Origin of the sequence: Ramlibacter humi, from assembly GCF_004681975.1 — a bacterium.
In the GTDB taxonomy this organism is placed as follows: Bacteria; Pseudomonadota; Gammaproteobacteria; order Burkholderiales; family Burkholderiaceae_C; genus Ramlibacter; species Ramlibacter humi.
Window position 1 is genome coordinate 34,790 of record NZ_SMLK01000004.1, and the last position, 25,970, is coordinate 60,759.

A 25,970-nucleotide genomic window follows, 5' to 3' on the forward strand; every position below is an offset into this window, starting at 1 on the left:
GCTGATGGCCATGGGAATCACGGTCTCGGGGCCTGCTCATAGGGAGCGCGGCGGAGACGTTCACCGTTGGGGCGCTTCCCGCGATGAGGCGCCGTCGATCGCGCCTGTCAGGCGTGCCGCGGTTTGCGGGTCGAGCTGACGGTAGATCTTCGACGCGTACAGCGACCTCTTTCCGGGCGAAGCCGCGTTGTAGGCGCCCACCGCAGTCCAGCTGTGGCCCATCCGTTGGAAATTGCCGGCCAACAGCCACGCCGCGACATGAATGGACACGCAAGGGTCATAGAGCTGTTCCTCGCCGATGCCATAGCGAGCCAGCAACGGCAGATGCGACGAGTTGATCTGCATCAGGCCGACGTCGCGGCTGCCATCGCGGTTGCGCCCCAAGGCTCGCGGATTCAGGCCACTTTCCAATTGGGCAATGGCGTACAGAAGGCCAGGATCGATCCGGTACCGTGCGCCAGCCTCGATCCAGCAATTGCGTTCCGCATGGGCGGGCGCTGCTTCCAACAGTGCAGCCAGGCACAGAAGAAGCCCCCACCGGCCCAGCATGCGGCAAGCCGCCTCAGGATGCGACGGCGGGGGACGGCGCCGCGGCTTCCCGCACCGGCTGGGCTTCGGCCTTTCCGGGCGCCGGGACAGGCTGAGTCTGTCCCTTCCCTCCCACATCGCGGGCGGCGGCGTCGGGATGCTCCGCCAACAGATCGGTGCCTTTGCTCACCCGAACGGGAGAGGTGTAGATCACGCGCGCCAGCTGGTTCGGGGTGAAGACAACCCCCACCCTTGGCGGAAGGCTCAGGAGCACGTTCTCCGGGATCAGCGCCTCTTCCTCATTCGCCACCATGTGGTCATCGTTGTAGACCTGCCCGCCAGCCGCGTTGGTGTGGACTTTCTCGGTGCGCATCACCTTCATCTGCCGGGTGCCACTGAGCTTGGCGCCCCATTCGGCGGTGTCGGGGTCGCAGCGGTAAAGCACCTTGAGCTGGCAGTTGGTCAGCACGCCCTGCTCGAGCGCGGCCGCGTCCAAAGTCTTGTCTTCCGGCCCACGCAGATCGCCGATGGACTGGTGGCAGATGACGATGTTGACGTTGTGCCCCAGCGACGTGGCCAGCGCGTCGGACAACTCCTGGCTGATGAGGAACTTGAGTTCGTCCACCGCCAAGGTCAACTGGCGACCCGCCCGCTCCTCCTTCATGCGCTTGGCCGCCTGGATCACTTCCATGATGAAGATGCGGGTGGCCGCCAGCACCGTGCGATCGTCCATGGCGCCGCGGAAATAGCACACCCACCCGTTGCGCAGCACGTCGTCCACCGTCAGCCCCTTTTTATCGGGGTTGAGCGCGGGCACCAGCGACCACTCGCGCAGGCTCTCGTACAGGCGGGCCGCGTTCTCCTTCAGCGGCTTGCCGTCGGGGCCCTTGGCCTCCAGCGCAGCGAGCATCGAACCGATGGAGCCCGAAGGGCACTTGGGCAGGATCGCATCGAGGATGCCGCGCTCGGCTCGCTTGTAGAAGTCGCCGTCCGAGCCGGTGTCGGCCAGGCCGCAGGCCACGATGATGCGGGCGCGGCGCTCGCGCACCGTGCCGCCGGCGAAGGGATGCCAGCGCTGCTTGCCGCTGCCGTTCAGGTCCATCGTCACCAGCCGGCGGTTGGCGCCGGCGGCGTGGTACATCACCCAGGGCAGCCATTCGTCGTCCTTGGGATCGACATAGATCACCACGTGGTCGTTCCGGATGGCCTGGTCCATCAATCCGCCCAGCAGCACGCCTTTGCCGAAACGGGTGGGACCGATGACCTGGCAGTTGGCCTTGCGGAAGGTTTCCAGGTCCACGTAGATCGGCGCGCCGTGTTCGTTCAGGCCGAAGAACACCTCGCCTTCCTTGTAGTACTCCACCGGCGAGAAGTCCTTGGCCTGCAGCTTGCCGGCGGTCACGCGGATATCCGACTTCGCGTCCAGGCCGAGCGTATTGCGCCGCTCGTGGAACCAGTGCGAAAGCACTGGCGCGATGTTGCGCAGATAGATGGCCTTGACCACCATCGCGACCAGCGTGCCCGCGACCACCCGCCACAGGTTGGCCTTGGCAGCGCCCCACAGCCAGGCCCGGGCCCATCGGGCGGAGTCCGCGCCGAGATCGGCAACGCGCACCGCATCGACCAGCAGGCAAAGGTAGATCGGGACGATGACGGCGAGGATGGGGATGGCCGTCACGATGATGCGCCGCGTCCACAGCAGCACCGCTTCCTTGGTGGAATCGTCTTTCTCGGTGGCGTTCAGCGGCAGCGGGTTGATCCACACCAGCACCATGATCATCAGCATGATCGTGTTGAAGTAGGCAGGACCAAACCATTGAATGGCGAATTGGTATTGCGGAATGAGAAGCTGGTCGAGCAAGGCGTTCATTGATAGGTCTGTGCGGCTCTCAAGAACCTTTAATCCCACTGATGACAAATCCCCTGAGGGCAGTCACTTGTAGCGAGGAGCAGGCTGGTGCAGCGGCGATGGATCCCGGATCACAGGAATACAGGCACGGGCAGTCGCACCTTGGCAACAGGGTTGCCGGCTCACTTAGTGCCGCCGCTTATTGGCGATGTCGATTGGGTTCGGGCCCTGTTGCGCCTGCTCCGTCACCACTTTGACCTGGGTAGCCATCGACTCCGCACTACGAAGCTCTCCAGGCACGGATTCGGTAGGTTGGTCAATTGCCTCTCCGGTGGCGTTGCCAACTGCGGCGACCTTGCCGCGCAGTTGCTCCTGCTGCGATGGCATCGCTTTTCCGAACGTTTCGAGGGCTTCGCCCACCTGGACTTTCGCCGCACCAGGGGCTGGCTGGTCGTCGGGCCTCGGTCCGTATCCATATATCTTCGCTTGGTCCTTCTCGTTGGGGCCGGCTCTCGGGCCGTAAAGACGCTCCCCGGTCAGCGAATGCTGATCATTGAGGTATTCAGAAGTTGCCGCCGGATTCTGCGGAGCGTGCAGGTTCTCGCTGGCATAGGACTCACGGGACCCGTCCAACAACTGTTGGGCCTGCTTTTCCGTCAAACCAAGCTTGTCCTGGATGATGTGAACGCCTTCCTGCCTGAGCTGCTCACGCTTTTCCTCGTCGCTCAGATTCTCGAAATAGGTCTGTCCCATGCGGTCGTTCAGGTTCTTGGCCGCCTGGTGGACCAGATCCTGTTCGACTGAGGCAGCGTTCTGCGACACATGCGACAGCGATGCCAAGGCCTGTTCTGACTGCTGGATTTGCTTGGTCAGGTTGTTCAGCCGCTGACGCGCCTCGGAGAAGTTCATCGACTTGGTATCCGCCGCCGCATCGGTATGCTGCTCCGACTCGTTGTGTGTCTGCTGCTTCTGATACTTCTCCAGAAGCTGGGCCTTGGTCTCGGCACTGATCTGGTCCTGGACGGTCGTTTGCTGGCCAGTGGACGTATTGGCCGACTTTGAGCCTTTGTGCTCGACACCGCCGCCCGCACTAACGATGAACTCCACCGCAACGCCAGCCTTCGTCGACACCGATTGCGCTGATGTACGTTCTTTTGTCTCCGACGTACCCGAGGACTGGCCCATCGTTTGCGAGCTTCCCACTCCTTGCGTGATGGTTCCGGACGTGTCCACCTTCAACCCCGTGGACTCCTGGACCAGTTTCTGGAACTGCTCGTTCTTGGAGATCAGGTGAGTGAACTGATCGTTGATGCTGTTGGAGATCGACTGCTGCTCGCTCTTGGATGCCACCAAGCTCTTGCTGATGTCCTCCCGCATCGATGCAGCATTCTGCTGATTGATCGTCATCTTCAGGCCGTCGACCTGAGTCGAATTCGACTTTCCGGCCAGGTATTCGCCCGTTTCGGCGTTGTGGGTGTACGAACCGTGGGTCGATGTCCTCTGGAAGACGTCCGCATCCACTCGCGAGGGGCCAAGGTGCTGCTGGCCCAGCGACACGTTGCCCATCTGCACATTGCCGCTCCCGGCTGCTTCCCCTGCCCTGCCACCAGAGCCGATCAAGCCGCTGCCGCCGATGGCGCCCACCGCCGAATTCATGCCGTAGACAATGGCCGATGCGATGGCCGGCACGGCAATGACGAGGTAGCCGACCACGGCCTGATCGGAGAGCTGGCCGTTGTAGATGTCGTTGTAGTTCGAAAACGCCACGCCCACGTCCGCCCCGGTGGTTTGCGTGATGGCTCGCATGGCTGCGAGGGAGCGCACTTGGCCGATGTAGTTCACCAAGGCGTAGAGAGGGGGCCACAGCTGGATCCAGATCAGCGCGAACACATACCCCTTGACGGCCGTCGCCGTTGCAGGACCTTGCTGCACCAGCAACAGCAGGACGACGATGGGGAAAATGCCGTAGAGAATCGCCTCGACGGAGTTCCGGATCATCGGCAGCGCCTCTTCCGCCAGGCGGGCCTGCACGATAAAACTCGCATTCGTCGACGCGAAGCTCGCCGCCTCGGCGGTTCCCAGCATGACGCCGGAGGCGCTGCCGGCATCCATTCCCGTGCGGCCGATGCCGCGCTTGAACTGGTTGATCGTGGCGTTCTGCAGCAGGAACTCTTTTGCCTGCCACGCAGCATCGCCCACCTGCGTCGCAAGATTCACCTGCCGGAACGCCGCGTTGACGCCCTCCAGGGCATTCGCCTCCGACATGTTGGGGAACATCTCCTTGGCGACCCGTTTCTTGAGCTCCTCTCCCTGAGCGTCGCGCCTGCTTTTCAGATTCGCATAGGCGTCTTGGCAAGAGCCGAAAGTCTCCTTGGTGGGCGTTACGTGATAGGTGACATACCTCGCAGGCGATGTGTTCTCGATGGCTTTCCACAGGTCTTTCGCATTGCTGACCTGGTAGTAGTCCAGCCGGCCCGAACTCAGATCCAAACTTGTGCATTGGCTGAAGAACTCGTTGGTATCCTTTTCCAACGCCGGATCGACGACCGCGAAACCTCGCTGGGCCGCCTGCTGTACCTTCGCCATGAATTTGTTGCCACCCATCATGCCGCCTTCGGAGAATTTGAAGATGCAAATGGCCCCTGTGTCGCAGTTGTCGGCAACCTTGGTGACGTCTTCGAATATCTGCGTGAGCTTGTAGCCGACGGTGCTGCTGACGCTGGCAACGGCTGCAAGCGCAACCGGAACACCCTCCACCCTGTCGACCGGCGTGCCGGGCCTGCCCTTGTCGAAGATGACGACCGTCGTCGTGGTCAGCGGCCCGAACAGCAGCAGGTAGATCAGGACGAATCCGCCCGACCATGTCAGCGCGGCCATCCGGGTCGGGTTCACGAAGAAGCCGATCAGCGCGGCGATGAAGCCGAGCATCCCCATCACTTTGACCATGTCCTTGTAGCCGGACTCGCCGCTGCTCATGATCATCGGGACAGCCCTCATGACCGCCGCGACCGCCTCGAGATTGTCGTAGGTGTAGATATTCATGCTGGTCCGTTCTGGCCGGCGCGCGCAGGCGCTCGCGGCTACCGTTCAGGGAAGACGAAGACAACGCTGCCGGCTTCCGCCGACGGCGTCATCTGGCCATGGCGAGGCGGCGCACGTTCTCCGGAACCTGGCCGTACAGCGTCCTCTGCAACCGCTCCATCTCACCCATGAATTCACTCCGGCTCTTGATCTTGTCCGCGTACTTCCTTTGCTCCGCCTGCGCCCCCTCCTTGAACTGGGCCGCAATCGTGGAGATCCCATTGAGCAGCTGCAATTCCGCCGAGGACGCATCCACCTTCGAGGTTTGCAGGATGGCGCTGCCTTGCGCCACGATCTTGTCGATGTAAGCCTGCGCGATTTCGATCGCGATGATGTCTTTGTAGTTGTCGATCAAGGAGTTGGCCACAGTCGCATCGCCGTTGGCCGTTGCCAGCACCAGCATGCGAAAGACCGGGAACGACGTGGAGTTGATGAAGCCGATGTCGGCATCCTTCTGGGGTTTGCCATCCACCAAGTTGGCGACGATGTTCCGCAGTCGTTCTTCGACCATCGTAGGGAAGGTCTTGACCGAAACGTCCGTCGGCGTCGGATTCATGCAGGCATCATCCTCGCCACAGTCGTACATCTTCAGCATCGTTGGGCTTCCCCACCACCCCTCGGCTTCACCGTTATAGAACTGCGAGAAGGTAAAAATGGTGGGGCCGAAGGGATCGACCCGCTTGATGCCCTCTCGATCACTCTCTGTTTCTTTGGTGCGCGGGTGAATGACGACGGTTCCAACGAGGCTCATGAAAAGCTGCTTTTCGAGCTTTGACAGGCCGGTGAGCTTCTTGCTCATCGCATTCCAAACCAGATTGCCTTCCAAAGGGCGCGTCGGCGCGGTATCCGCCTCACCTGATGCCGGAATCGCCATCGCCTGCCGGCAAAGCTGCCGCGCCCTTGCCGGGCCGACCCCTTCGAGCAGTTGCTTGCGTTGCATGCAACTCGACTCATCCTTGCCGGCGATGAGGCCCACGGTGCCGTCCACCAGCGCCTTGGCTGCTTCGCAGGAGTTGATGCTCAAGTTGTTGATTTTGTTGACCACCTCCTCGATCTTGTCGAAGGCATCGGCCAGGGTCGGCGAAATCGCATTCAGGCCGACCTTCAGCGCATAGCCGCCCGCCGCGGCAGGCAAAGCCTTGAAGAAGTTCAGGTACTCCTCGCCACTGGCAAAACTGATCGATCCAAGATGCAGGTCGATGCCGCCGCAACCCGCGTCGAACCTCGGCAGTTGGATGTTCACGGGGGTCAGCGTCGCCGATTTCGTGCGAACCGTCAGGCTTCCGCCCGTTGCATAGCCCCGGCCCTGGGCCGTGAAGGCGCTGGGCCCATCGACGTGCCCATAGACGCGGCCGGCGTCGAACGCACCTTGCATGGCTGCGTTGAGATCCAGGCTGAGATCCGCGCTGCCGGCCGGCTGCAGTGCCGCAAAACACAGGAATGCGCACAGGACCAGCTTCTTCACTGCCTTCATCTCCGCTCCTTTCAGTTGACCGCGAGGCGGCCCGCGGCCGGTGCGTTGGAGGCCCGCCGCTCGTTCAGCAGGGAATAGATACGGTCAACAATTTCTTCTTTGGTGATCATCCCGAAGCTCAACACCTGAAATTCGCGCGCGTTTGGCTGCGAAAGCACCAGGGCCGGAGTCGTCTTGATTCCCAACCGGGAGGCAAATCCGTTGTCCAGCACCGGATTGGGATATTCCTTGTTGCCTCGGCCGTCCAGGCTGACCGGGAAGACGGTCATGCCAGTCTCGTCGCTGAATCTCCTGAGGACGGGCGCCAAGGCGTGGCAATAGGGGCAGTCACCGCGAATGACGAAGTACAGACCGTGCGTCTTGGAAACGCGGGAGACGAACTCTTTCTTCGTGAGGCCGCGCTGATAGTCCCAGATGCCCATGGCTACCGTATTGGCCGGCCGGACGTCGGCCGCGTCCTCCGCAAAGACGGGATCGATCCAGTTGATGCTCTGGTGCATCTGTCCGAACAGCGCCGCCTGCTTGAAGGCCATGCGTTCGTAGACCATGTAGGCCCGGACGTTCTCCTGCGTGGGATTGATGATGGCGGCCTTGCGCAGGCTCTCCAGTTTCCTCTGGAAGTCCTCGAACTCCTGGATGTCCTTGTTCTTGACCGATGGGGCCGGCGCTGCTGGCGCGGGCTTTGGCAGGGGCTGGGCCAGCGGGAGCGGATCCTGCCGATACCAAAACCATCCATCGCGGCGGCGCTTCCAGAACTCCGCGCCAGGTTCGGCGATCGTTGCGACCGCTGCCGCCCCCACGGATGGCACCTCTCCCGCCACGGAATCCGCAGCGGCCGGCTGGGCACCAACCGCAGTCCCTGCCAGGCAGGCAGCGAATACCAGGCAGGCGAAGCACCGAGACCATCGGCTTGTTCTTCCAGCGAGCTTCATCGACGTGTCTCCCCTGTCGGCCAGGCCGCGCGCCTGGCAAAGAATTCGGCCGCAGGGCGCAGGTCGGGCCGGGCCCGGCCGATGGCCTCCATGGCATAGGACACCGAAACGTCGCCTGTAGCGACCGCGAAATCGCCGTAGCCTGGGCAGGCGGGCGTGCGGCAGTCGTCCTGGGCGCCCCGCGGCGGTACCAGCACGAATGCAGGCACCTCGCGGATGCCGAAACGCTCGAAGGACTTGGGGGAGGCTCGCAAGCTCATACCGCCGCCGGGCTGCGGCCGTCCACCTGCCTTGACGCCTTGCGGGGGCGCCAGTAGCTGGGCGAACCGCTCCTGGGTCGCCTTGCCGGAGTTGCGATGCAATCCCCGCAGGATCACGGTCGCTCCGGCCGCCCTGGCTTGCGCGAAGAGCCGCCGCAGAGACTCCTCCGGCATGGAAAATGAAATCGCGACGTAGAGCTTGCCGTGCAAGACCGGCGTGGGCAGCTCCTGCTTGACGCCATATTGCTTCAGCATGGCGGCCAACTTCGCGCCCTGCGCGGCGGGGTCCGGCGCGCCTTGCGGCGCAGCGCGCGGCGGCACGCCCGGAAGTGTTCCGGCGCTGGGCGCCGGCGCAGTGGCGGCGGTTCGCGACGCCGGATTCGGCACAGGTTTCGACGCGGGATTCGCGGGATCGACAGGTCGTCCCAGCTTCCGCTCCGCCGCCCGGAGCACCTCCTCGATGGCCGGGAATTGGCCTGCTCCATCGGCTTGCGCGCTGGCCGCCAGCAACCCCAGCATCGCGGCACAGGTCGCCATCTTCGTCCGGCGACAAAGGCGCATGCGATCAATCACGGCAGGCATCGGCATCTTGCGAAGCGCAAACAAGACAAGGCACGTCAGGAGTACGGAAGGGGAATCGGGACGCACGGCCTGAGCGTCGCGCAACACTTGCGCCGCTTCCAAAGCTGAAAGACGTAGTCCTGCTTGAGCAGCCCCCCCTGTTTTCCGAATTCGTCGAGAACCGGCACGTGGATCGCGCCGAACTTGCGCATCGCCTTGCTCTTGTCCTCCGGATAGATCAGCTGCAGGCGGAAGTCATTCTTGGGAAACAGCACGCCCCCCGGCATAGGAACCGCTCCCGCGCATTGCACGACCGTCGTGCTCTGCCAGAGCAATCGATTCACCTGCAGCTTGATGACCCGATTTGCCATCAGCTCGGCGGCACGCCGGCCGCCTACCGCGGTTGCGTCGCCGGTGTAGGGCGTCAGCAGGCCATTGCAACCCGAACAATTGTCAAATGGCGGGAAGCTGAAGGGCTCAAACCCTGCCGTGATCGCCAAGCACTCGGCGACGCATGCAAGACTCTCTCCGGCCTGGTATGCCCCAAACAGGTCGGGACCCAAGGCATATCCGAGCTTCTTTGTGAAGATCACAGGGTCGAACGAAAGGATGTCCTTCCAGGTGAAGGTTGCCAGGCTGTCCGCGAATCCCTTCGTGTAAGGGGCGTCCTTCACGTCCGGCAACTGCATCTCCGGATTCCAGCTTGGATCGAGTTCCGAGTAGTAGAGCGGGATGGCGTCGGCGAAAGCTTGCCAGTGACAGAGCAGTTCCATGCCTTCCGCCATGGCGAGAAGGATGGGGCTGGGGATGATGTGGACGTGATAGAAACCATTGCGGCCTCCTGAGCTGTCCGAGGCTTCCTTCGGGATCGGGATGGGGATCTCGCCGGAAATTGGAGAGCAGCCGGGCTCGCGAACCACCTCGATCATGGTCTCGCCTTGCCAGAACTGCATCGAAGTGCCGGGTGCGGGCGTGAGTACGTCGATGCACATCATCTGGCATTGGCAGAATTCTTCGAACCATTCCCATTCCTCGTCGAAGTTGTCGAGCCCTGCCGTGATGAGCTTGCCGTAGTCCAGCGTCGAACCTTTCCAGGCGCTGCACTTCGCCGGTTCCTTGCCCGCCTCCGCATCCGCCGCCACCCCCAGCACCGCCGCCACGGCCCCCGCAGCCTGCCCCAGCGCGCTATCGCTATCCGCTTCCAACTTCGCACCGGGAACATATTTCTTGAGGTCGCCGATGACCTCGAAGACCTTGCTCCAGTCGGCCGGTGCCGCTGCATGCACGTGCGTCACTGCGCAACAGCACACCAGCGCCGCGGCGACCCTCAGCCGTCTGATCCATGCATCGGCACAAGACGCGCGCAGGCTTCTCACGGTTTGATCTCCTCGATCCGCAGGCGGTTGCCGTCCTGTCCCACCAGCGCGGGAACGCGGGTGACGGTCAGCTTTCTCGAGATCGCCCCGCCATAGTCGTAGTAGAAGGGGCGGCGGAACCGCTTCACCAGCTGGGTGTATGAACCTGCCACCAGGATCGGCTGCACCTTCAGTTTGGCGTTCCAAAGGCGCTCGAGCAGGGCGACCTGCCGCGGGTCGCCCCCATCGAACAGATACAGCAAGCCATCGAACCTGGCGCGATGGCCGTAGTTCACCGAGGTGCCGGCTTTCAGCACCACCCTTCCCTGGCTGTCCTGCACGTCCTGCGGCACGACATGAACCAGGTCGACGAAGCGCCGCTGGCTCCTCTCGACCCTTGCCATGTCTTTGATCGGCGGAAGCCGATCCAGAAATTGCCTGGATCCCTCACGGGCCTTGACCTCGAATTCGTGAGACCGGGCCGCCATCCTGGCTTTCTGGGCATCCGCAGCCACCCTGCCGTCGACCTCCTGGATGGCATAGGTGGGCCCCAGCCGCCCGATCTCGCCAGCCTGTGCTGCGCCGATGGCCGCCAGCATGACTGCCAGCGCGGCGCGGACCAAGCAGGCCACCCCCAGGCTAGAACAGCACATAGGCCCTCCCGACGATGTCGTCCTGCCGGATCAAGCCCACCACGCGGTAGCGCGAATCGAAGCTGTCCTCCGACTGGCCGGCCACGAACAGGTGCCCGGCGGGAATGCGGCCCGCATCGATGGGTTCCAGCGGCACCCCTTTGGACGACACGGGCTTGGCCCGCCCCACCACGGCGCCGGACACGCTCACCAAGCGGTCCGGGCCGACTTCGACCGCATCGCCGGGCAAGCCCGCCACGATCTTCACGAGCTGGCTCCCGCGCCGGACAATCCCGCCGCGGCCGTCCCAGCGAAACGCCACGTACTGCCCGCGCGCATCCGGCTGCAGGCCGCGAACGACGAGCAGCACACGCGCCTTGATGCTCGGACTCTCGTTGATGCCGACGCGCAAGTACTGGCGCGCGAAAAAGGCCGTGGCGCCGCAAATGGCCGCGAGCAGCAACCACTGGCGCGGCGTCAGGCTGCCTCGACGCGTGAAGAAATGTCGCAGCGCCATCACCGTCCGAGTTCCGCCCGCAGTTGATCGAGCACTTCCGCGGTGTAGTCGTCGATGCCGGCGCCGGCAACCACCAGGCTCCTGGCCACCAGCACGCACCGGCAGCGTGCCCTCACCGCCTCCACCGCCTGGTCGACCTTGGCGGGATAACCGGCCGCCGACTCCACGGCGGCCTTGCGTTCTTCGTCGGAGATGTCCTTCTTGACAAGAAGTTCGCTCACCTGCCTGTGCTTGGCCTGCAGCACGGCGCGGGCATCGACGGTCGCGATGCGCTGTGCCTGCGTGCGCTGGTACCAGGCGTTGACTCCCACGAGCGCGCTGCACACCAGGCTGGCGACAGCCACCACGATCCATTCGCGCAACGTCAGCCTCATTCCTTGCCCCTCGCGCGCAGCACGTCGACCAGCGCTTCGTGCAGGCTCATGCCCGCTTCGCGGCGCCGCCTGACTTCGGTGAAGTCGGCCGGGTTGGAACTGGAGCGCAGCAGGTTGTAGGGATCCATGTAGCAGCGCGCCACGGCCTTGCCGCTGGGCCCGCTGATCAGCACCTCGGAGAACACGTCCTTCTCGGTGCGCAGGCTTTGCAGCATCTTGAAAAAGCCCGGGTCGTCCTTGAACTGGCCGTTGGCCTTCATGGCTTCCAGCGATTCCGACTTCTGGCGCAGATAGCAACGCCAGTCGCTGTTCTTGAGCGCCGAGCTGGCGGCGGTGCTCATCTCGTAGTCCGACATGTTCTGGGTCGCGGTGATGAACGAGCCGCCGTACTTGCGGGCGCGCCGGTAGCCGGCGTCGATGAACTTGGCGGAGGCGGCCGAGTCGCTGCCGCCCTGCGCGCCCAGAAGGTCCCAGGCCTCGTCGATGATCACGATCTTGCGCTGGGCCCGGTCGCTCAGGTACATGTCGTGCGTGATCCGGAACATCATGATGTACAGGATCACGGTGCGCAGGTCCTTCTTGGTGTTGAGCTCCTCCATCTCGAGCACCGTGAACCTGTTCTTGAAGCCAATGTTGGCCGGCCCGTCGAAGTAGCGGCCGTAGGCGCCGTGCCGGGTGAAGGGATGCAGCAGCGAAGCCAGGTCCTTCACGCGCTGGTCGTACTGCTCGTCGTCGTCGATCTTTCCCGTCTTGACCAGATCGTGGATGTCGGTCATGCAGGCTTCGTTGCCGCGCTGCTCCCAGACCCTGGCCACGGCCCTGGCGATGAGGGAGTAGGTGAAGTTGTCCAGTTCCTGCTTGGGCGACACCATCAGGGCGATGAGCGGCTGCAGCAGCTCCATCTCCTCGTCGATGTCGGCGACATAGGTGAACGGGTTGACGCACATGTGGCGCTCGGGGGTGAACTCGATGAAGTCGCCGTCGAAGGCCTCGCACAGGTTCACGTAAGAGCGGCCGACGTCGATGATCCACACCTTGCCGCCGACGCTGGCGTAGGAAGACGCGATGTCGTTGACGAACACCGACTTGCCCGAGCCCGAGGCGCCGGCGATGGCGACGTTGTAGTTGCCCTGGTTGTTGTCGAACAGGTCGAAAGAGATCAGCTGCCCGCGGCGGCCGGCCAGCATCATCACCGGCGTGGGCGTGCCCTTCCACTCCCCGATGAACGGCGCCAGGTGCACCGCGTTGTGCGTGGTCTTGGTCGCATACAGCTTGAGCACGTTGATGTCCTTGAACATCTGCCGCGACAGCGTCATGGGCAGGCTCATGAGAAGCCCCGGCAGCTGGATCATCTCCATCGAACTCTGGTCGAAGCCCTTGGCCGCCCAGATCGACCGCACCACCTGGTCCTCTCTTGCCAGCGTTTCGTTGTTGGCGAAGAGGGTGACGGTGTGGTACAGGTCGATCAGCTGGCCGCCCTGGTCCAGCGAGCGGAGCGCGGCGTCCCAGTCGCGCTTTTGCCGGGCGAAGGCCGGCATGAACTTGGCGATCGGCGATTCGGCGTTCTGCGTCGCCCGGGCCTGCTTGAGCTGCACCCTGTTCTTCATCGCGTCGCGGTTCGGCACGCGGGCTCCGATGCAGACGATGAAGGGGCAGCCGTACTGCAACGCGCTCTGGAACACGTCGCCGATCAGGAAGTTCATGCCCCACAGGGCGAAGCTCTCCGGATAGTTCCGCACCGTGAGCGTGCGGATGGCCACGTGGTCGTCGGTGTCGGCACTCCAAAGAACGACCTTGTCCTTGCGCACCGAGGTGCGGGTGTCCAGGGCCACCAGCTGATGGCGGATCTCCTTGTAGGGGTCGTAGCGAAGCTTGGCACTCGGCCCATAGAGACGGCGCGGATTGAGCAGGTCGGCGCACCAGTTGACCAGGTCGGTCGCGGACCACCGGCGCGTCGGCAGATTCGCGGCCTTCAGCGTGGACTCCACGCCGGAGCGCAGCATTTCCAGGTTGTCCAGAAAGACCCGGTCTTCCGGATCCCCGTCCATGGTCACGCTGAGCACGCAACGGAAGTTGCGCACCAGACTGCCCACGGACGGAGCGAAGCTCTTCTTGCGAGCCTGGCCCAGGTACGCGGCGCGGCGCCGGGCCATTTCGCGGTAGGGGTTGCCGCCTTGGGCATCGCGTCCCTGCAGGTAGTCGCCCAGCTGCTCGTCGGGAATGCGCTGCTCGATGTAAGCCTCGAACATGTCCTCCAGCCGGGGCGAACCCAGCAGCTGGATCTGGATGCCGGTGTCCGCCGGCGCGTTGTTGAACAGGCCGGCCAGGATCTGTCCCATCTCCTGGTCCGCGCCGGTCTGCGGATGGACTTCCAGTGCGAACGCGACGCCGTCGTCGTTGACGAAGACGCTGCGCTCGTCGATGTACGCCGAGTACTTGAGCCATGACCCCAGCATCGCGGTCGCGCGCTCGTTGGCGTCGACGGTGGGATGGCCCCCGGCAGGGCGCCGCAGCGCTTCCAGCAGGTCGCGCAACCCGCCGAACAGCGGCGGCGGCCGATCGGCCCCGGGCATCGCAGCCTCGGCCATTTCACTGGGCTCCTGCGCTGTCGGCCGGGGCAAGCTTGTCCAATTCCCTGGCGAACGTGCTCTTGCCGGACTGGCTGTCCACGCTTGACTGGCCGGACACGGCGTCGCCCTGCAGCAGCGAGGTGCCCGCCGTGGCGGTTGGCTGGCTGCGGTCGCGCGCGCGTTCCAGCAGCCAGCGGCCGGAATCCAGGGTGATGTAGAGGTAGGCCTGGTCGTGCAGGTCGCCGTCGCTGTCCTCCCAGGGTGCGACCCAGATCCGCATCATCCGCGGCACGGCGCGCACACCGCCGCCGGGCGCCACGTCCCCGGCGCGCTTGCCGACCGCGGCGGTGGACCGCGCGGTCGGCGCGGACCCCGCCACGGCGGCCGGGACCTTGTCCTCGATCACGAGCCGCGTCTGTCCGTTGGGCGCTCCGCCTCCTTGCGAACCTTCGCCGCGCCCGGGCGTGCGCAGTGCCGGCAGGTTGTTGGCCAGGGAGTTGTAGTACACGCCGGCCGTCGTCATGCATTGGACGCCTTCGGGCGCCTGGCAAGCAAAATCAGGGCGGCTGTCGATGCCGGTGACGGCGCAACCGCCCAGGGCAACGGCAGCCGCGAGGGCAAATACCGATCTCATCGTGTGACCTCTTGGAATTGCTTGGTCAGGGTTTCCGCGGACTGGTAGCCCACCAGCATCTGCCCGTCCGCGCGAAGCAAGGTGGGGGTGCCGCGGATGCCCAAGGCACGAGCCATGCGGACGTTGTCTTCGATCGGCGTGCTGCAGGCGGTTTCGGGAGCAGCCAACCTGCGGCCCGCCAGCGCCTGCTTCCAGGCGGCAGCTCTGTCGGCCGAGCACCAGACGGTGCGGGCGATCTCGCGCGAGTCGGGCGACAGCACCGGAAAGAGGAAGGTGTAGATCGTCACGTCTTTCAGCCTGGCGAGTTCCGGCTCCAGCGACCGGCAATGGGGGCACTGCGGATCGCTGAAGACATAGAGCTTGTTTGCGCCGCTGCCGTGTACCGTCTTGATGGCGCTGGCCTCGGCCGAGTCGATCAGCTCACGCAGCACGGCGGCCGGTGCCTTGCCGGCTTGCGGACTTGGCGCCGCGGCATCAGGAGCCGACGCCGCCTGCATGTCATGCAGGCGGCCAAAGATCACATAGCGTCCGGAGGCATCGGCATACAACACTTCGCTGCCTGCCTTGACCTCGTAGAGCGATGCGATGGGCGACCGATGCGCGGATTCGATCGCCGCGCCCGGATAGGCGGCTTGCAGCCTGGCCAGCACCGCCTGGTCCGTCTCTGTCGTCGTGCCTTGGCAGGCAGCACAGGTGAGCGCTGCCGCCGCGCCAAGGGCGGTCCATCGGTATGCCACGGCTACTGCTCCTGCGGCACTTTGGCCGTCTTGCGCAACGCGAGTTGCCGGCGGCTCAACGCGCTGGCGTCGCCCGGCTGGGCCGGGTCGCCGGCGTCGGCCTTGTACAGGCCCTTCATGCTCATGCCCTTGTTCAGCGCGATATCGACCACCCGTCCTGCATCGACCTCGATCACGGGGAAGATGCGTTCCGCCAGCTTGATGTAGTACTCCGTCAGGCGGTCCAGGCCTTTGGTGACGCCTTCGCCGACCCCCGCCCGGAATTCCTTGCCCGGCCTGGGCACCTGCACGACGGACGTGCCTCCAAATCCTCCGGTATAGGTGTCGACGGAGGACTCCTTGATGGCCGAGCCCAGGCCGGCCATCACGCCCGACAGGATGGCGTTGGCGATCGCCTGGCCCTGCTTGCTGACCACCCGGCCGCGGATGCCCGCCTTGCCGTCGTCGCCTATGGCCCAGCCGGCGATGGGCACGTCGATGACCTGGCCCTTGCGATTCACGCAGGACAAGGATTCGGTGCGCAGATAGGCCCGCTCGCTGCTCATGTCGCCATAGCCGGCGGCGACCACGAAGCATTCCTTCACCTGCGCCCGGAAACGATTGGGCAGGATGGCGTTGTCGAGCAGCCGCAGCAGCACCGGGTGCGGATTGGCCTGAACCTGGCCGCCGGTGGGCGCGTCCAGGCCGCTGAGCATGACCGCCTGGAAGAACGAGCCGGCGGGAATGTAGTCTTCGCGGGTCAAGTCGACGGCCTTCGCCGCCGGGACTGGGGCCGCGGCGGCAGCCGGGACCGCAGGGGTGGCCGGCACTGCCGCCGTTCCACCCGTAGTCGATGGCTGGCCCGTTTCGCCTCCCCGGGGCCGGGAGTCCGCGGCACTGCCCATGACCATCGTGGTGGCGATCTTGTTGGACGCGCCCTCCGGCTCCGCGGGAACGCCTTGCGCCGAAGTTCCGATGGCCGAAGCCGCCCGCGAAGGCTGGGCCGCGGCGGGCATGGGCGGCGGGGCGCCCAGCGGCGGCATGAAGGCGTCCGCGGGCACGCCAGGCTTGTTGTCCCTCGCCTTCTCCTTTTCTTCCAGACGCTGGAGACGATCCTCCAGCGCTCGCTTGTCCTTTTCCAGCGATGCGATCTGGTCGCCGGCCGCGCCGATCCAGGCTTCCTTCGGATCGACGCGCGCGCCGGGTGCGGCGATGCTGGTCTTGCGCGCGGGTTCCTTCTTGGCGGACTTGGGCTCCTCCTTGGAGCCGCTGAAGATCGTCGTGAAGAAAGTGGCGAGCATCACCACGATGACGATGATCGTGATCAGGAACAGCTGCTTCTTCTTCACGTCCGAAGGCGTTTCCAGGGTGCCGGCGGGGCCGGCTTTGCTGTCCGTCACGTCACTCCCCCGAAGAATGAACCACCACCGCCACCGTCGCACCGCCCGGCGGCAGCTCCACCTCTTCGACCGCGACCGCCAGCGCATCCGGAGTGCGCAGCTTTCGCTCGTCGAGCACGATGGTCCTGTCGGTGGGATTCGTGATGACGTAGCGGCGTCCGCTCAGGCCACGCGCCGAGGTGACGGTGAGCTGATGGAAGACCTGCAGCGAATCCACGGGCGGCAATGCCTTGCCGGCGTGGCTGACCTCGTAGACGGACTCGTCCACGGCTTGCCCCGCGGCGGCAATCACGATGTCCTTGATGGACCGCACTTGCTCCTGTGCAGGTGCGTGCGGATCCTGTGCCTTGCGTTTGGGCGCCGGCGCGGGAGGCGGCGCGGGCGTCCTGAGCACGATGGTCCTCGCGCCGCGCCCCTTCTCGATCCTGACGTTGACCGGGATGGTGAGCGTTTCAGTGACGAGAAAGAGGGCCGTGACGCCCGACGTTTTCAAAGGCTGGATCGTCACCTCGCTCTTGTCGGGGTCGGCTTCGGCCGCCAGTTCGCGCTGCAGGTGGCGCACCTTCAGCAGCTTCGCGCCTTCCGTCCTGAACAGGGTGAGGCCGTCGGCAGGCACGTCCACCGTGATGGTCCGCTCCGCCTCCACCTCCAGAACCTGTTGTGCCGACGCCGGGCGGACGCTAGCCAGAAGCGCCAGCGCGCACAGCACCAGCATCGCCGTCACCCGCGGGCGCCTGGTCCCGATTGACTTCCTTGATGGACTTGACATACAGCTTTCCATGAACAACTTCGAACGCGATCTCGAGAAATGCCTCGCGGGTCCCGATGGGTTTTTCATTGACGTACGTCGTCAGCTTGCCTTGGACGACCACCGACTGCCGCTTCTCGTCGACTTCGTATCCCCGCGGCACATAGGTCTGGGAGACGTTCTCGCGCCGCAACTTCTCCGCGGCATAGCTCATGTCCTGCTTGAGCTGGCCGTGGCTGGCCGGGCTCACGTACTCCAGCAATTGCCTGGACTGGTATTCCACGGTCGACGGTGAAACCTGCAAGGAGAGATAGGCGACATAGCCGGCCATCTGCTCCAGGTAGCTCGCGCTGGCATGGCTCTTCTCGACCCAGAATGACTTTTCCACGCTGGGCGGCACCACCACCGTTCGGCCGCTGCCGGCCAACGCGATCACTGCCCAGGCCAATGCCACATTGGCCAGCACGGACAGGCCGAGAAGCAGCATCTGCAGTGCGATCGTGGTTTGCGATGCCTCCAGCGACTTCTTGCGCAGATCGAACTTCAACCGTTCATCTCCCGGATGTGGGAGGGCGGCATCGCGTCCATCCCAGAGGTCATCGGCAGGTACCAGTAGGCCAGGTGGATCGTGTAGGCCGGGTGCCGTCCCGACTTGGCCTTGCCGAACCAGTAGCCGCCGCAGCCTGCCGCGAGAAATCCAAGCGTCGTCGATCCCACCAGCAGGCCAAGCATGAGAAACGCCAGGAAGATGCAGGCCACATCCATGTCCCAGAAGAACAGGCGCGGCACATCGTTGAGCCGGCGTGGGATGTAGTAGTCCTGGTCATCCATGGACGATCCACGGTTCTCAGATGACGGCGCCGATGACGGTATCCAGCAGGTTCGGCATCACGGCGATCATGATCGCGATGCCGACGCCGCCGAGAGCCATCATGAAGTTCTGCTTGATGGCGCCATAGAAGAGACCGATCACGAACGCAAACAAGGCGATCAGCTTTCCGAGATAGCCGCTGACCCACGCCTGGAGGTCCGTATAAAGCTTCTCGAACTCCTTCGCCCCACCGGTTCCCGCCGCGTTCGCTGCGCCGACGAGCAAGAGGTATGCCGCGGCGATCAGAAGAACGACCATGGCAATGTGCTCGAGCCGCCCATGCTTATGGCCGTCTCGCTGGTTCATTGGTGAACCGCAGATATACATCTCCACCCCTTCTTAACTAAAGATTGAATTTTCAGCTCTTCAATTCCTCCTGTCTGTAGGAATGGACTAAACGTATGCATGAGCAAACGCATCATTCGCGCGACAGCGGTCGGGCGGCCTTCTTCTGTTTATGCTTGTTCTTGTCCTGCCCCTGTGTTTGCATGATTCGCGTTGCCATCCCCGATCTCTAAAGTGGCGCCCAGGCCACCGAGTAAGTTCCTGACGGAATTGGCGGCTCACAGCCATCAGGCGAAGACTCATGCGTCTTTTCCAGTGGAGGGTTTGGTGCCGGTTCCCCTCTTAGCCACTTGCTTCGGTTGAAGCAGGTGTTTAAGAGGGTCACCGGCACCGACGAGACCCCCCACAACGGACTGCAGGTAGAGCTGCAGAGGTGCCATGGAGAAGTACAGATGCGTACTAACCTGAAGCTGGTTGCGTTCCTCTTCGCCGGTTTGCTCGCTGGCTGCGTCACCCCGCATCCGCAGGGCCTGACGCAGGAGCAGGAGCTCACCGTGCAGTCGCTGTGCGCCGAGACGGTGGTTGCGCTCCGCAACAAGCAGTACGGCAACGAGTACGAGAGGGATGGCGCGATCGAGTGGCTGGGCAAGCTCAGCAAGCTCGTCGCGGAGCTGTCGCCCCCCGAGCAGCAGAGGTACAACCTCTGCGTGCTGGAGGGGATGAAGACCAGCAATCAGCAGTAGTGCTGTAGGCGCTGGCGGCGTCAGATGACCAGTTGATCTGACGCCGCCGTCACCGGAAGGGATCGAACCTCACCCGAGGTTCGGTTCCTTTTTTTTGGACGGACCCCGAACTTCAGATTCGCGACCAACAGTCACACTGAGCTATCAACCCGCGCAGGCACGATTCGGTGGACTTTTCAGATCTTCCCGAATTAGCGGAAGCCCCAAAAAAAGAAAAGGTACGGATGTCAGAATCGACACCCGTACCTTCCCAGCTTGTGTGGACCTCGGCGATTTACCTCAGCTCACACATGCCACTCGAAAGCGTTACTGCCGCTCGTACTTCGGCTGCTCGGCCTGCAAGATGCCGAGCATGTTGAACATGTGCTGACGCTCATAGTTCAACGCGAAGTCGTTGTCCACGATGAAGTTGTCCTTCATCTGATCCCCCTCACCCGGACGATGCGAGGCCTTCAGTTCCTCACGGAACGCCCTTTCCTTCTGGTAGTACTCCCAGGTGGCGACGTAAGCGGTCCAGACACGGTCGGCCTTCGGAGCGTCGGTCCAGCACGCGGCCTGGATTTCTTCGCGACCGAAGAGTTCACCATACGCGAGCATCTTGTCCTTCTGTTCCATGGCCAACCTCCAAACCACCCTTGCGCACCCCTGGGGTTCCGAAGGGCGATGCACGAGGATCGAAGAAGAACCACAACCACCGCACAACAGCAACGCTGCCGCGAACATCGCCAACAGCACGTGATACAAACGCATCGCGTACCTGCCTTTACGAAGCAAGAACGAAAACTCGTTCCTGGAGTAACCCCGGTATGGAGCACTCCCTGAAAGGGGCAAAGTAGCCCGCGCTCAGGGAGTGCCCCGTACCGAGTCCGCGCCTCGCAAACGCCGCCGGCTCCGTTCTATCGCAAGCTCAATTGAGCTAACGACTGCACTCAGTCTACGCACCGGTTCCGAGCCGACAAATACCGCAATGGCAGGAGCTTCGAAGTTCGCTCACAACCGCCGTACGACGTCGGCCTTGAACTGACCAGCAGGGTTCCGTTGTCACCATTTTTGCGGGCAAACCGTTGCCATTTGTCGCTGTGAGGACCTATAGAACGGCCAGAAAGTTATCGCGGAATACCGGACAGGTGCTCGCGGTCGATCGCGAAGTCAGGTGCTCATCGCATTGGTTCAAAGGGTTTCATCCCGATAAACAGATGCAGTACCAGCCATGCGAAACGCAAGACAACGTTTTGCATTCACCGCACCTCCCAGAGAACTCGCATACAGGCGAGCACACTCACGAGAAAGAGCGTGCCGATGGCGGTGAGCGCCAGAAAGTACAACGATCGCCCTGGAACCTGATGGTTCAGGACGACGAACAGGGCCAAAGGGACCGCAAGAGGCACTGCTCCGGCATAAGCCAGCTTCTGAACCAGGGTCAGATGCCGGCGGACAAGAACCAGCAAGAACAGCGGCAACGGTGCGAGCACTGCGGATGCGGCAAGTTCAGGTGCACCCAGCCAGACGGCGAAGCAGAAGAGGACCGCCACGAATCCAAGGCAGACTCCGGCTTCGACAAGCACGCGACGCATCGTGAGGTCCAGCGTCATGTAGCCACAGACCTGCGGAACAGAAAACGTCACCGCGTCGCGGCCGTAGTCGGCAGCGCAGTGCCGGCCAGGCTGCCCAGCAGCGCCGCGACTTGCTCGAAGCCCCAGCCTTCGCATCGCCGGCGCGCCGCATGCAGTTCTTCTTCTGTCGCATCCAGCGCATCCAGCCGCCGGCCCCACTCCTGCGACGCGGACCAGGCCAGCTCGGGCCGGCCCAGCGCGAAGACCAGTATCGCCAGGCCCAGCGGCCGATCGCTCGAACAGAGATGCACGCCCAACGCGGCGACGCACGCTGCCGCGGCGGGCCAGCTGGTGGACGCCACGGACTCGCGCATGCCTTCACTGAACGCCTCGGCCGCGCTGGTGGGCTCGCCCGAGGCCAATGCCGCCAGGCCCAGCGTGTACAGGCTTTCGCCGGCTTCGAAATCGAACCCGGCTTCGCGGAAGCCTTGCAGCGAATCGCGGGCGCAGGCGAACTGCTCGTTGACGGCGTGCAGGCGGCCGTGGAGGCGGCTCATGGCCCTTTGCCAATAGGCTGTCGTGTAGTCGTCCGACAGCGCGCCGCTTTCCTGCAATCGCGACAGCAGCTGCAGGCCTTCGCCCGGGCGGTCCTGCTCGCCGCGCAGCGTCCCCAGCAGGATGAGCGCCCGCGCATGGAGTTCCTGCGCCTCATGGTCCCGCGCTGCGTCGATGACGGCCTCGAGCGAAGCCTCGGCGTCGGCGAGGCGGCCTATCGCCATGGCGCACCGGCCGAGCAGTTCCACCGCCATCATGCGGACGGGCGAGTCCTGGCCGGGGACGAGCGCCGCCGCGGCCTCGCAGCTTTGGAACGCGGCGGGATAGTGCCCCCGGAACAGGTGCACCCGCGCCAGGGCCACCTCCAGCCGCGCGCGTGCCGCGGGTTCGGCCACCCAGCCGAGCGCGCCCGATGCAACGGCCTGCGCTTCGTCCAGCCGGCCGAGGCGGCAACACTGCAGCGCCCGGAACGAAACCAGTTCCGCCGCCAGGTGGCTTTCGCGCGGCAGCACTCCCCCGGCTTGCGCCAGGAGGTCGATGGCATCCGGGTGCCTGCCGGCCAGGTGGAAGAGGATCGCCAGCTTCAGGCCGGCCTGTTCGAGCAGGTCGATGCGCGCGCGGGCGCACGCCCAGCGCCACGCGAGCGCGAACTCGTCGGCCAGGCCCAGCCACGGCTTCGCGGCGTCAGGCAGCACGGCGCCGAGCCGCAGGACGGGCCCCGCCGCGGCGAGACTGAAGAAGTAGGTGGCGTGCCTGTCACGCGCTTCCTCGAGATCCGCTTCCGGTGAGGAGGCCAGCACGTATTGCTTCCAGAGCGGATGCAGGCGCAGGCGCTGGTCGGCCGCGCGATGCACGACGGCCTTGAACAGCAGTTGCAGCATCTGTCCCGGGTCGATGCCAGAGATGGAGCACGCAGCCGCAAGGTCCAGCGGGCCGCTGGCGACCGCCAGTCCGCCCAGTGCGCGGCGCTCCGCACCGTTCAGCCGCGCCCATGTGGCCTCGAAAACGGCCCGCATGCGCGGGGTGCCGCCGCCCGGGCCGGAGGCTGCCGCGTCGATCAGCCGCGTATCCCTGCGCAACTCCTCGAGGATCTCCCCGGCCATCATCAGCGGCGTCCACTGGGCCGCCAGTTCGATGGCGAGCGGGACGCCTTCCAGGTACGAGACGAGTTCGAGCGCGGCGGCGTTCTCCGACGGCTCCAGCGCCCGGCCGAGGCGGTAGGTGTGCTCGCGGAAAAGCTGCAGCGCGGGCGATTCATCGCCCGCGGTCGCCAGCCCCGCGAGTGGAACCAGCCGCTCCCAGGGAGTGCGCAGCGCTTCGCGCGAAGTGACGACCAGCTTGAGGAGTGGATTCGAGCGCAGCAGGCTGCCCAACAGCTGGGCTTGCCCGGCCAGTTGCTCGAAGTTGTCCAGGAACAGCGTCACCGCGCGGCGTGCCAGGTGGCGCTGCACCTGGTGAAGGACGTTGTTGTGTCCGTTGTTCGGCTGCAGGGTGCCGGCAAGCAGCGCAAGGAAGGCATCTTCCGACTTCGCCGAACCTGCATCCACCCATTGGACGTCCGTCCCGTTGCGGGCTTCCTGTTCGAACACGGCCCTGGCCAGGGTGGACTTGCCGATGCCGCCCTGCCCGAAGATCGTCACCAGCTGCACCGCCGGGTCCCGCAGCAGCTTCGCCACCAGGTCCGCTTCGGCGCGGCGTCCCAGCAGGGCGGTCCCGGTGGCTTGATCGCTGGAGCCCTGCGATCGCACCGGCGGCGCGGACTGCGCGACCCTGGTGCGGGACAGCAGCTCGCCGAACAACCGCCTCGTCGCCTGGCTGACCTCCTCCCCGATCTGGGCCGGCAGCGTTCGCTCCAGCGAGCGGAAGGCCGCGACCGCGACGCTTCGCTCCTGGCTGGTCCTCGCGAGGCGCATGACTTCCTGCACGGCGTGCTCGTCGAGCGGGTCCAGCTGCACCAGCGACTGCATCAGCGCGGAATGATCCTCATCGGTCCGCTGGGCAAGCTGCGCGAGGTACGCGGCGCGCAGTGTCGCCAGGAACCTTCCGCGCTCCATGGAGAACGTTTCGTCCAGCAGCGGGTCGCCGGTCGCGGCCGTTCCTTCCAGCAAGGGTGCCGCGTGAAGGGAGGCGGCCGCCTCCCAGTCGCTCCTGGCGATGGCGTCCAGGAACCGCGCGGTGTCCGACGAACCTTCCCACCGGATCCGCTCGCCTTCCATCTGCAGGCCGGACAACCGCGGGAGCAGGTCCCGCACGCGATGGATCAATCCCCGCAGGTAGGCGCGCGCGGCCCGCGACTCCGCGTCGGGCCGCAGGACCGAGGCAAGCTGCTCCCGCGCGTGCCACCCGGGGCGAAGGTTCAGGTACGCCAGCAGCGCGATGGGCCGTGTCCAGGGCAGCGGCTGGGGTTCACTGTCCCCCGCGTACTGGATGCGCGGCGGCCCGAAGAGGAACAGGGTGTCGCTGGCTGGCGTATTCACAGGCGCATCGATTGGCATCGGACTTTCCGGCTGGCCGGCGGGTCCCGCCGCGGCCGCGGCGTTCTCACCACTCGCCGATCTCGCGCACGCGGGCATCGGGATCCAGGCGATCGAGGTCTACCGCGCGGCGCTCCCTGGAAGGCGCATGCCGCTTGCCGACGCTTCGTGCGAGATAAACCAGCGCACGCACGACCGGATTGCGCGGCCTGGTGGCCGCCAGCTGGATACCGCTGGGTCGAGGCATGGCGTCCTCCGGTGGCTGATGACGAAGGACGTGTCTCAATAGCGAAGCCGGCCATCGCGCCCGATCACGCCGATGTCCACGAACCGCGATCCGACGTTGCCGCCGGCGAAGTCGAGGGCGTATCCGCCCAGGTCCGTCCTCACCTTCATCAGCGCCGCCTGCAGCGCCTGTGGATCCGCTTTGCCGCGCACTGCACGAAGGCCCGCGACCAGCGTCCGGCATCCCAGGTAGCCGATCAGGTGCAGTTGCGTCTGCTCCGCGCCGGGGACGAACTTGCCCATCGCCGCCTTGAAGTCCCGCACCAGGCCGGAAGCCGGGGAGTCGGCGTTCGGCGTGACCTGCGCAAGCGCCAGCCCCGCCGACTGCGACGCGCCCGCCTTGTCCAGGACCAGCTTCGCGGGCACGTACGACATGCTGTAGATCGGCGTGTTGTCTTCGGAGGCGCGCACGTCGCGGACCATGGCGGCGCCGCTGTTCGGCACCAGGACCATGACGTACGCCTGCGCGCGCGACGCCTTCAGGGTGGCCGCGACATCCTTGAGGTCTTCTCCGGCGGACGGCACGGCGACCTTCTGCACGATCTCGACCTTCAGCCGCGGCGCCAGGTCCTCCATGGCCTTCAGGCCCGCGGCGCCGAACGGAATGCCCTGGTAGGCCACGGCGATGCGCTGGATACCGATGCTGGAGAGGTGTTCCAGGATCCGGGCGATCTGCGCGCTGTCGCCGGCATGCGTGTGGAAGATCCAGCGGCTGCCGGGCGTTCGCAGGATCTCCGCGCCGGGGGTGACGCCCACGGCGGGCACCTTCAGCCTTTCCAGCACGCCGTCCTTGATCACCGCGGCGACGTTCGCGGATCCAAGCAGGTTGATGAAGGCGACCGGCTTGTTCCTTTGCGCGACCTCTTGCAGGAGGCGGACCGTCGTGGCGGGATCGTAGCGGTCGTCTTCCTTCACGAGCTTCAGCCGTTCACCCGCGACGCCGCCGGAAGCGTTCACCTCGCCCACGCAGGCCGTCGCCCCGGCGAAGTTCGCTTCCCCGTTCACGCCGAGGGGACCGCTGAAGGGAGCGACCGTCGCCACGACGATTTCGCCATGGGCGGACAAGGCCAGCAGCGCGGCAAGGAGCAAGGGCCAGCGGCGCATGAAGACTCCACGAAGGGGGTGGAACAAGCTTGCGGCTAGCACGGTGCGGCGGCCGTTTCCGTGACGGCCTGGTATGCGCCGAGCAGTTCGAGGACTGCCTGCGGGGTCAGCGAATCGGTGACCCCGCAGCCATCCTCGTACACGCCTTCGAAGGGCAGCCTGAACGGCATCTCCTCCGACGCGCGCATGACGAAGAAGCAGGTGTCCGAGCGGTCGGTGTAGTCCGCCAGCGCCAGATCGATCCCGTTGCGCAGGATGACCGACACCGAATAGATGCCGGTGTCGTTGTCGTGCGCGACCGGATCGACGCGCGCGTCCGGGAATCGCGATCGGATGGCGAGAGCCACCGCTTCGAAAAGCCGCTTGCGCAGGACAACGTTGCCAACCATTTTTTTTGTCTCCGTCGTTGATCGAACACGGATGAACTCTAGAAAGCCGTCCTGCCGGGGTCCATTTCGTTCTTAAGCGT

25 protein-coding genes are annotated in these 25,970 nt (G+C 64.7%); 1 reads left to right on the plus strand and 24 read right to left on the minus strand.

Annotated elements, in window-relative coordinates; all coding sequences use genetic code 11:
- Positions 1 to 60 precede the first annotated feature (60 nt).
- The 18 genes from EZ216_RS13260 to traA all read right to left on the minus strand — a co-directional run bounded on the left by EZ216_RS13260 (position 61) and on the right by traA (position 18,808).
- On the minus strand, positions 61 to 549 hold the full coding sequence (locus EZ216_RS13260; protein ID WP_135250261.1) for a lytic transglycosylase domain-containing protein: 489 nt from the start codon (positions 547 to 549) through the stop codon (positions 61 to 63).
- A 13-nt stretch (positions 550 to 562) separates the two neighbouring features.
- Entirely contained in the window at positions 563 to 2,398 is a 1,836-nt protein-coding gene (locus tag EZ216_RS13265) for a type IV secretory system conjugative DNA transfer family protein (protein WP_135250262.1), read from the minus strand.
- Between the two features lie 165 nt (positions 2,399 to 2,563).
- Positions 2,564 to 5,419 (minus strand): conjugal transfer protein TraG N-terminal domain-containing protein, encoded by a 2,856-nt coding sequence (locus EZ216_RS13270; protein ID WP_135250263.1) that lies wholly within the window; start codon positions 5,417 to 5,419, stop codon positions 2,564 to 2,566.
- A gap of 88 nt (positions 5,420 to 5,507) precedes the next feature.
- Positions 5,508 to 6,932, minus strand: a complete 1,425-nt coding sequence (locus tag EZ216_RS13275) for a conjugal transfer protein TraH (RefSeq protein ID WP_135250264.1) — start codon at positions 6,930 to 6,932, stop codon at positions 5,508 to 5,510.
- An 11-nt stretch (positions 6,933 to 6,943) separates the two neighbouring features.
- Positions 6,944 to 7,864: a conjugal transfer protein TraF gene (locus tag EZ216_RS13280; RefSeq protein WP_135250265.1), complete on the minus strand. Its 921-nt coding sequence runs from the start codon at positions 7,862 to 7,864 to the stop codon at positions 6,944 to 6,946.
- Positions 7,861 to 8,706 carry a type-F conjugative transfer system pilin assembly protein TrbC gene (gene trbC, locus EZ216_RS13285; protein ID WP_167772894.1) on the minus strand — a complete coding sequence of 282 codons (846 nt, stop codon included), beginning with the start codon at positions 8,704 to 8,706 and terminating at the stop codon, positions 7,861 to 7,863. The genes EZ216_RS13280 and trbC overlap by 4 nt, the downstream gene beginning before the upstream one ends.
- Positions 8,707 to 8,741: 35 nt before the next feature.
- Positions 8,742 to 10,061 carry a TraU family protein gene (locus EZ216_RS13290; protein WP_135250267.1) on the minus strand — a complete coding sequence of 440 codons (1,320 nt, stop codon included), beginning with the start codon at positions 10,059 to 10,061 and terminating at the stop codon, positions 8,742 to 8,744.
- Positions 10,058 to 10,639: a hypothetical protein gene (locus EZ216_RS13295; RefSeq protein WP_135250268.1), complete on the minus strand. Its 582-nt coding sequence runs from the start codon at positions 10,637 to 10,639 to the stop codon at positions 10,058 to 10,060. The genes EZ216_RS13290 and EZ216_RS13295 overlap by 4 nt, the downstream gene beginning before the upstream one ends.
- Positions 10,640 to 10,679: 40 nt before the next feature.
- Positions 10,680 to 11,189 (minus strand): S26 family signal peptidase, encoded by a 510-nt coding sequence (locus EZ216_RS21385; protein ID WP_167772895.1) that lies wholly within the window; start codon positions 11,187 to 11,189, stop codon positions 10,680 to 10,682.
- The gene (locus EZ216_RS21390; RefSeq protein WP_167772896.1) at positions 11,189 to 11,563 is read right to left on the minus strand and encodes a hypothetical protein; all 375 of its coding nucleotides are present in this window, start codon (positions 11,561 to 11,563) and stop codon (positions 11,189 to 11,191) included. Before EZ216_RS21390 ends, EZ216_RS21385 begins: the two co-directional genes overlap by 1 nt.
- Positions 11,560 to 14,151 carry a type IV secretion system protein TraC gene (traC, locus tag EZ216_RS13305; protein WP_135250270.1) on the minus strand — a complete coding sequence of 864 codons (2,592 nt, stop codon included), beginning with the start codon at positions 14,149 to 14,151 and terminating at the stop codon, positions 11,560 to 11,562. The genes EZ216_RS21390 and traC overlap by 4 nt, the downstream gene beginning before the upstream one ends.
- 1 nt (position 14,152) lies before the next feature.
- Positions 14,153 to 14,767: a type IV conjugative transfer system lipoprotein TraV gene (gene traV, locus EZ216_RS13310; protein WP_135250271.1), complete on the minus strand. Its 615-nt coding sequence runs from the start codon at positions 14,765 to 14,767 to the stop codon at positions 14,153 to 14,155.
- Positions 14,764 to 15,504: a DsbC family protein gene (locus tag EZ216_RS13315; RefSeq protein ID WP_135250272.1), complete on the minus strand. Its 741-nt coding sequence runs from the start codon at positions 15,502 to 15,504 to the stop codon at positions 14,764 to 14,766. Before EZ216_RS13315 ends, traV begins: the two co-directional genes overlap by 4 nt.
- Before the next feature lie 2 nt (positions 15,505 to 15,506).
- Positions 15,507 to 16,883, minus strand: coding sequence for a TraB/VirB10 family protein (locus tag EZ216_RS13320; RefSeq protein WP_167772897.1), 1,377 nt, complete (start codon positions 16,881 to 16,883; stop codon positions 15,507 to 15,509).
- 1 nt (position 16,884) lies between these two features.
- Positions 16,885 to 17,598, minus strand: coding sequence for a TraK domain-containing protein (locus EZ216_RS13325; protein ID WP_239024392.1), 714 nt, complete (start codon positions 17,596 to 17,598; stop codon positions 16,885 to 16,887).
- Entirely contained in the window at positions 17,564 to 18,178 is a 615-nt protein-coding gene (traE, locus tag EZ216_RS13330; protein ID WP_167772899.1) for a type IV conjugative transfer system protein TraE, read from the minus strand. Before traE ends, EZ216_RS13325 begins: the two co-directional genes overlap by 35 nt.
- On the minus strand, positions 18,175 to 18,462 hold the full coding sequence (traL, locus tag EZ216_RS13335; RefSeq protein ID WP_135250276.1) for a type IV conjugative transfer system protein TraL: 288 nt from the start codon (positions 18,460 to 18,462) through the stop codon (positions 18,175 to 18,177). The genes traE and traL overlap by 4 nt, the downstream gene beginning before the upstream one ends.
- A gap of 16 nt (positions 18,463 to 18,478) precedes the next feature.
- Entirely contained in the window at positions 18,479 to 18,808 is a 330-nt protein-coding gene (traA, locus tag EZ216_RS13340; protein WP_135250277.1) for a TraA family conjugative transfer protein, read from the minus strand.
- 431 nt (positions 18,809 to 19,239) lie between these two features.
- Between traA and EZ216_RS13345 the strand changes: the two genes are divergently transcribed.
- Positions 19,240 to 19,530: a hypothetical protein gene (locus EZ216_RS13345; RefSeq protein WP_135250278.1), complete on the plus strand. Its 291-nt coding sequence runs from the start codon at positions 19,240 to 19,242 to the stop codon at positions 19,528 to 19,530.
- A gap of 306 nt (positions 19,531 to 19,836) precedes the next feature.
- Here the strand turns inward: EZ216_RS13345 and EZ216_RS13350 are convergent, their stop codons facing one another.
- The 6 genes from EZ216_RS13350 to EZ216_RS21405 all read right to left on the minus strand — a co-directional run bounded on the left by EZ216_RS13350 (position 19,837) and on the right by EZ216_RS21405 (position 25,890).
- Positions 19,837 to 20,145 carry a hypothetical protein gene (locus tag EZ216_RS13350; protein ID WP_135250279.1) on the minus strand — a complete coding sequence of 103 codons (309 nt, stop codon included), beginning with the start codon at positions 20,143 to 20,145 and terminating at the stop codon, positions 19,837 to 19,839.
- 623 nt (positions 20,146 to 20,768) lie between these two features.
- Positions 20,769 to 21,122 (minus strand): hypothetical protein, encoded by a 354-nt coding sequence (locus EZ216_RS13355; RefSeq protein ID WP_135250280.1) that lies wholly within the window; start codon positions 21,120 to 21,122, stop codon positions 20,769 to 20,771.
- A gap of 29 nt (positions 21,123 to 21,151) precedes the next feature.
- Complete coding sequence (locus EZ216_RS21395; RefSeq protein ID WP_167772900.1) at positions 21,152 to 24,133, minus strand: ATP-binding protein; 2,982 nt, start codon at positions 24,131 to 24,133, stop codon at positions 21,152 to 21,154.
- A gap of 46 nt (positions 24,134 to 24,179) precedes the next feature.
- The gene (locus EZ216_RS13370; RefSeq protein WP_135250281.1) at positions 24,180 to 24,359 is read right to left on the minus strand and encodes a hypothetical protein; all 180 of its coding nucleotides are present in this window, start codon (positions 24,357 to 24,359) and stop codon (positions 24,180 to 24,182) included.
- Positions 24,360 to 24,394: 35 nt separating this feature from the next.
- Positions 24,395 to 25,501 carry an ABC transporter substrate-binding protein gene (locus EZ216_RS21400; protein ID WP_167772901.1) on the minus strand — a complete coding sequence of 369 codons (1,107 nt, stop codon included), beginning with the start codon at positions 25,499 to 25,501 and terminating at the stop codon, positions 24,395 to 24,397.
- A gap of 35 nt (positions 25,502 to 25,536) precedes the next feature.
- On the minus strand, positions 25,537 to 25,890 hold the full coding sequence (locus EZ216_RS21405) for a hypothetical protein (RefSeq protein WP_167772902.1): 354 nt from the start codon (positions 25,888 to 25,890) through the stop codon (positions 25,537 to 25,539).
- Between the last annotated feature and the right edge of the window lie 80 nt (positions 25,891 to 25,970).

Coding starts and splice junctions, on each gene's coding strand:
- EZ216_RS13260 (WP_135250261.1), bottom strand. CDS start 549: ATGCTGGGCCGGTGGGGGCTTCTTCTGTGCCTGGCTGCACTGTTGGAA.
- EZ216_RS13265 (WP_135250262.1), bottom strand. CDS start 2,398: ATGAACGCCTTGCTCGACCAGCTTCTCATTCCGCAATACCAATTCGCC.
- EZ216_RS13270 (WP_135250263.1), bottom strand. CDS start 5,419: ATGAATATCTACACCTACGACAATCTCGAGGCGGTCGCGGCGGTCATG.
- EZ216_RS13275 (WP_135250264.1), bottom strand. CDS start 6,932: ATGAAGGCAGTGAAGAAGCTGGTCCTGTGCGCATTCCTGTGTTTTGCG.
- EZ216_RS13280 (WP_135250265.1), bottom strand. CDS start 7,864: ATGAAGCTCGCTGGAAGAACAAGCCGATGGTCTCGGTGCTTCGCCTGC.
- trbC (WP_167772894.1), bottom strand. CDS start 8,706: ATGCCTGCCGTGATTGATCGCATGCGCCTTTGTCGCCGGACGAAGATG.
- EZ216_RS13295 (WP_135250268.1), bottom strand. CDS start 10,639: ATGCTGGCGGCCATCGGCGCAGCACAGGCTGGCGAGATCGGGCGGCTG.
- EZ216_RS21385 (WP_167772895.1), bottom strand. CDS start 11,189: ATGGCGCTGCGACATTTCTTCACGCGTCGAGGCAGCCTGACGCCGCGC.
- EZ216_RS21390 (WP_167772896.1), bottom strand. CDS start 11,563: ATGAGGCTGACGTTGCGCGAATGGATCGTGGTGGCTGTCGCCAGCCTG.
- traC (WP_135250270.1), bottom strand. CDS start 14,151: ATGGCCGAGGCTGCGATGCCCGGGGCCGATCGGCCGCCGCCGCTGTTC.
- traV (WP_135250271.1), bottom strand. CDS start 14,767: ATGAGATCGGTATTTGCCCTCGCGGCTGCCGTTGCCCTGGGCGGTTGC.
- EZ216_RS13325 (WP_239024392.1), bottom strand. CDS start 17,598: ATGCTGGTGCTGTGCGCGCTGGCGCTTCTGGCTAGCGTCCGCCCGGCG.
- traL (WP_135250276.1), bottom strand. CDS start 18,462: ATGGATGACCAGGACTACTACATCCCACGCCGGCTCAACGATGTGCCG.
- traA (WP_135250277.1), bottom strand. CDS start 18,808: ATGAACCAGCGAGACGGCCATAAGCATGGGCGGCTCGAGCACATTGCC.
- EZ216_RS13345 (WP_135250278.1), top strand. CDS start 19,240: ATGCGTACTAACCTGAAGCTGGTTGCGTTCCTCTTCGCCGGTTTGCTC.
- EZ216_RS13350 (WP_135250279.1), bottom strand. CDS start 20,145: ATGGAACAGAAGGACAAGATGCTCGCGTATGGTGAACTCTTCGGTCGC.
- EZ216_RS13355 (WP_135250280.1), bottom strand. CDS start 21,122: ATGACGCTGGACCTCACGATGCGTCGCGTGCTTGTCGAAGCCGGAGTC.
- EZ216_RS21395 (WP_167772900.1), bottom strand. CDS start 24,133: ATGCCAATCGATGCGCCTGTGAATACGCCAGCCAGCGACACCCTGTTC.
- EZ216_RS13370 (WP_135250281.1), bottom strand. CDS start 24,359: ATGCCTCGACCCAGCGGTATCCAGCTGGCGGCCACCAGGCCGCGCAAT.
- EZ216_RS21400 (WP_167772901.1), bottom strand. CDS start 25,501: ATGCGCCGCTGGCCCTTGCTCCTTGCCGCGCTGCTGGCCTTGTCCGCC.
- EZ216_RS21405 (WP_167772902.1), bottom strand. CDS start 25,890: ATGGTTGGCAACGTTGTCCTGCGCAAGCGGCTTTTCGAAGCGGTGGCT.